Annotated in this window: 5 protein-coding genes and 1 tRNA gene; 4 read left to right on the top strand and 2 right to left on the bottom strand. The window is 70.4% G+C overall.

All coding sequences use genetic code 11. From position 1 onward, the window contains the following. Window positions 1-1036 (top strand): ComEC/Rec2 family competence protein (locus VB739_RS16260; protein WP_323358058.1); only part of this gene is annotated, 1036 nt, incomplete at its 5' end. Window positions 1037-1059: 23 nt separating this feature from the next. Continuing rightward, window positions 1060-1144: transfer RNA gene (locus tag VB739_RS16265), tRNA-Ser, on the top strand. Window positions 1145-1202: 58 nt separating this feature from the next. Here the strand turns inward: VB739_RS16265 and VB739_RS16270 are convergent. Further along, window positions 1203-1445 (bottom strand): hypothetical protein, encoded by a 243-nt coding sequence (locus VB739_RS16270; RefSeq protein WP_323358059.1) that lies wholly within the window; start codon window positions 1443-1445, stop codon window positions 1203-1205. A 108-nt stretch (window positions 1446-1553) separates the two neighbouring features. Between VB739_RS16270 and VB739_RS16275 the strand changes: the two genes are divergently transcribed. Together VB739_RS16275 and VB739_RS16280 are read left to right on the top strand one after the other, a co-directional pair. Beyond that, a complete protein-coding gene (locus tag VB739_RS16275; protein WP_323358060.1) occupies window positions 1554-2747 on the top strand; it encodes a glycosyltransferase in 1194 nt (397 codons plus the stop codon). A 65-nt stretch (window positions 2748-2812) separates the two neighbouring features. Then, window positions 2813-3529 carry a sugar transferase gene (locus tag VB739_RS16280; RefSeq protein ID WP_323358061.1) on the top strand — a complete coding sequence of 239 codons (717 nt, stop codon included), beginning with the start codon at window positions 2813-2815 and terminating at the stop codon, window positions 3527-3529. Here VB739_RS16280 and VB739_RS16285 read toward each other — a convergent pair. Beyond that, window positions 3523-4335 (bottom strand): CobD/CbiB family cobalamin biosynthesis protein (locus tag VB739_RS16285; RefSeq protein WP_323358062.1); only part of this gene is annotated, 813 nt, incomplete at its 5' end. The two genes, VB739_RS16280 and VB739_RS16285, sit on opposite strands and share 7 nt — an antisense overlap.

Genomic DNA, 4335 nt, shown 5'->3' on the forward strand with positions numbered 1-4335 from the left:
GGGCTGGCTGGCGCCCGCCCTGGCGGTGCCGGTGGCGGCCAGCCTCTGGACCCTGCCGCTGCAACTGCTTCATTTCGGGGTGGTGCCCCTCTACGCCGTGCCGGCCAATCTGCTGGCGGCTCCCCTGCTCACGCCCCTCACCCTCGGCGCGATGGCCCTGGCGGCCGTGGCCGTGCTGGTGCCGCCCCTGCTGGTGCCCCTGCTGGTCCCCTTCGGCTGGCTGGCGGCATGGCTGCTCCGGCTCGCCCACAGCGTCGCCGCCCTCCCCCTGGCCCAGTGGCAGAGCGGCCGGCCCCTGCCCCTGCTGGTGCTGCTGTTCACGCTGGCGTTGCTGGGTCTGGTGCTCCCCGGCCTGGGCCGGCACTGGCGGCGGCTGGCGGCCGGCCTGGGCCTCGGCGTGCTGCTGCTGCATCTGCTGCTGCTGGGCGGCGACCAGCTGCTGCTGGTCCACCAGGGGGAAGGCGGCCCCGCCCGCGATCTGCTATTGGCCCGGCACCGGGGCCGCGCCGCGCTGGTCAGCAGCCGCGCCGATGGCTTCAGCTGCCGCCAGGCCGGCCAGCTGGCCCAGGGGCTCGGGGTGGCTCGCCTCGACTGGGTCCTGCTGCTGGATCCGGTGGCGGGTGCTGACCCAGCCTGCTGGAGTCGCCTGGCCGGTCGGGTGGTGGCCTACGGCGGCGGCGCTGCCCCCCTGGCCGCCGGGCAGCGGCTGGCCAGCCGAGGGCTGGCGGTGCAGGCCCTGGCCATGGACAGCCACGCCCTGCGTCTGCAGCTGGGCCGTCAGCGCTGGCTGCTGCTGCCCGACCGGCAGTCGCTGGCCAGCTGGCGAGTGGGCCAAACAGCAACAGCTGCAAAGACGTCCGCAGGGACGGTGGCGGAGTCCGTGTGGCTGGGCGTCCGTCCCCGGCCCGCCGACCACCGCGCCCTGCTGGCCCTTGGGCCGCGGCAGGTGTGGCTCAGTGGACCTGGCCTCACCGGAGCCCCCCTGCCGCGGGGGTGGCAGGCCAGTGGGCGGAGCGGCGCGCTGACCGCTCCGTAAGATGCTGTCTGGCCGAAGGGTCAGGAGAGGTGGCTGAGTGGTCGAAAGCGAACGACTCGAAATCGTTTGAAGGGAAACCTTCCGTGGGTTCGAATCCCACCCTCTCCGTTTCACCTCAACAGCCAGCGTGGCCGTTGCCATCAGCCCGACAACGCCAGGGCTTTCATCAGGAATGGAACAGCAACACCAGGCCTGATTTCACCTGGTGGAACTCCCGTTCCTCCCGGCTCAGATCCAGGCCCACCTGCAGCCCCTCCTTCAGCGCCACATCAAACGGCGGGGCCGGTGGCGGCTTGCCGTCGCACCAGAGCGCCGCAATGCCCACCGAGGTGGCATGCCACCGGAAACAGGCAGTCTCGCCGATGGCAGGCTCCAGCAGGGCGTCTTCGAGGAGCTCGCGGATCGCCATCGTGTCCCGGCTCTCGCCATCCCAGTCGTCGCCTTAGCTTCGGCAGGGAGCCCCGCAAGGGCAATCGGCTGAGAGTTTTCGTGATACTGGCGCCTTACGGTGCCTGACATGGAGGCCTTCCCCACGCCTGTCGCCCTGGTGCACGAGTGGTTCACACCCCGGTCCGTGGGTGGGTCCGAGCAGGTGGTGGCCGAACTCGACCGGCTTCTGGCGCAGCGGGGAACCCCGCCCGAGCTCTACGCCCTGGTGGATGGGGAGAGCGGGCGGCCCGGCAGCTGGCTGTCAGGGCGGAGCGTCCAGACCAGCTTCATCCAGCGGCTGCCCTGGGGGGTGAGCCACGTCCAGCAGTACCTGCCGCTGTTGCCCCTGGCGATCGAGCAACTCGACCTGTCGGGCCATCCCCTGGTGATCAGCAGCAGCCATCTGGTGGCCAAAGGGGTGATCACCGGTCCGGACCAGTTGCACATCAGTTACGTGCACACCCCGGCCCGCTACGCCTGGGACCAGATGCATCCCTACCTGGCCCGTTCCGCCCTGGCCCGCGGGCCCCTGGGTCCCCTGGTGCGGCTGCAGTTGCACCAGCTGCGTCAATGGGACGTGGTCAGCAGCGCCCGGGTGGATGCCCTGGTGGCCAATTCCCGCTTCACCGCCCGCCGGATCCGCTGTTTCTGGCGCCGGCGTGCCCATGTGATGCATCCCCCCGTGGCCGTGGAGCGGTTCCGTTGGGATCGGCCCCGGGACGACGTCTATGTGAGCCTCTGCCGGCTGGTGCCCAACAAACGGGTGGATGTGGTGGTGGAAGCCTTCAACCGCACCGGGCTGCCCCTGGTGGTGCTCGGCGACGGTCCCGAACGGCGCCGTCTGGAGGCGATGGCGGGGCCCCAGGTCCGTTTCCTCGGTCGCCTGTCGGATCAGGAGAGCGCCGCCTGGCTGGAGCGAGCGCGGGCCTATGTGTACGCGGGCCTGGAGGATTTCGGCATCGCGCCGGTGGAGGCGATGGCCGCCGGCGCTCCAGTGATCGCCTTCGGGCAGGGCGGGGTGCTCGACAGTGTGCGCTGCCTCAGGGAAGGGGAGCGGAGCGCCACTGGTCTGCTGTTCCCGGAGCAGAACGCCGCCAGCCTGGCGGCGGCGCTGGAGCACTTCGAGGCGGCCCGGCTGTGGCGATCCCTGCCGGCGGAGGAGCAGCGGCGCTGGGCGGAGGGCTTCGCCCCGGCGGTCTTCCGGCGACGCATGGAAACGCTGCTGGACAAGCTGTGGCGGCAGCATCGTCGCCGCCTCCACGGTCCTGTGCCTCTGATCTGAGTGGCCCCCCACCTTGGAGTTCCTGTCCTGCTGATCCTTAACTTCATTTATCGAAGCAGTCCCCCATGCTCTCTTCCATCGGGACCCCCTACGCCTCGCGCCAGCTCGTGACGGCACCGGCGCAGGTGTTCACCGCGGAAGAGCTGATCGCCATCCAGTCCAAGCGGGATCGCTTCGTCAAGCGTGGTGGCGATGTCCTGTTCTCCCTGATGGTGCTCACCCTGGGGTCTCCGGTTCTGCTTGCCCTGGCTTTGCTGGTGAAGGTCACCTCCAAGGGCCCAGTGTTCTACGTGCAGCAGCGGGTGGGCCGCGATTACCGCAGTTTCGGTTGCATCAAGTTCCGCACCATGCGCCGGGACGCCGATCGTTTGCTGTCCAAGCTGCTGGCCGAATCTCCCGACCTCGACGAAGAGTTCCGCAACGATTTCAAGCTCAAGAACGACCCGCGCATCACCCGTCTGGGCAAGTTTCTGCGTCGTTCCAGCCTTGATGAGCTGCCCCAGTTCCTCAATGTGCTCCGGGGTGAGATGAGTGTGGTGGGACCCCGCCCCATCGTCAAAAGCGAGCTGGTCCGCTACGGCGATCGGATGGACGAGGTGCTCGCCGTCCGCCCTGGCCTGACCGGTCTGTGGCAGGTGTCCGGCCGCAACAACCTCAGCTACCCGGAACGGGTTCGGCTGGATGTGCGTTACGCCCGCCGCCGCAACCTGTTGATGGATCTGCGCATCATCGTGCGCACGATCAGCGTGATGCTGGATCCCCGCGACCGTGGCGCCTACTGATCCGCCCCCGGTGCACGGCCTGCTGCCGCTGCGCTGAGCGCCCACAGGGCCGGCAGCGCCACCAGCAACCAGATCAGCTCCAGTCGATCTCCCAGGGCCAGGATCCTTGCCACGGCGGCCGCATCGGGCGTGCTCCCCGTGGCCGCCAGGATCGGCTTGATCCGAACGCCATCGGCGTAGGTGTTGGCCCCTCCCAGGCGCACGCCGGCGGCATGGGCGAAGGCCGCCTCCGACACCCCGGCGTTGGGGGAAGGGTCGGGGGCGCCGTCCCGCAGGGCCGCCCTGAACCATCGCAGGGTCTGCCGGGGCCGCCCCGCCGCCAGGGGCAGGGTCAGGGCCACCAGACGGGTGGGCAGCCAGGTGAGCAGGTCGTCGAGGCGGGCGCCGGCGGTGCCCAGCCAGCGCAGGCGGCCGTGGCGGTAGCCGAGCATCGAATCGAGGGTGCTGGCCGCCTTGAAACTCCAGGCCAGGGCGAGGGGCCCCGGCAGTTGGGGCGATAGCAGGAGTGGTCCCAGCGCCAGCAGCGCCGCCCCCACCAGCATCCAGAACAGCGGCGCGAACAGACCGTCGACGGCGTTTTCAGCGGCGGTTTCGGCGGCGGCCCGCAGGATCTCCGCCTCCGGCAGCTGGCTCACCTGGCGGCCCACGATCCGGGCCAGGCGCTCCCGGGCCAAGGGGACATCCGGCAGGGCCTCGAGCACGTCCCGCACGGCCCGCTCCAGGCTGCCGCCCGCCAGGGCACTGGCCAGGCCCAGCAGCAGCAGGGGGGTGCCCACCAGGGGCGCGCGCCTGGCCAGGGCCTCGAT

The sequence above is a fragment of the Cyanobium gracile UHCC 0281 genome, from assembly GCF_034931305.1.
GTDB lineage: Bacteria > Cyanobacteriota > Cyanobacteriia > PCC-6307 > Cyanobiaceae > Cyanobium > Cyanobium gracile_A.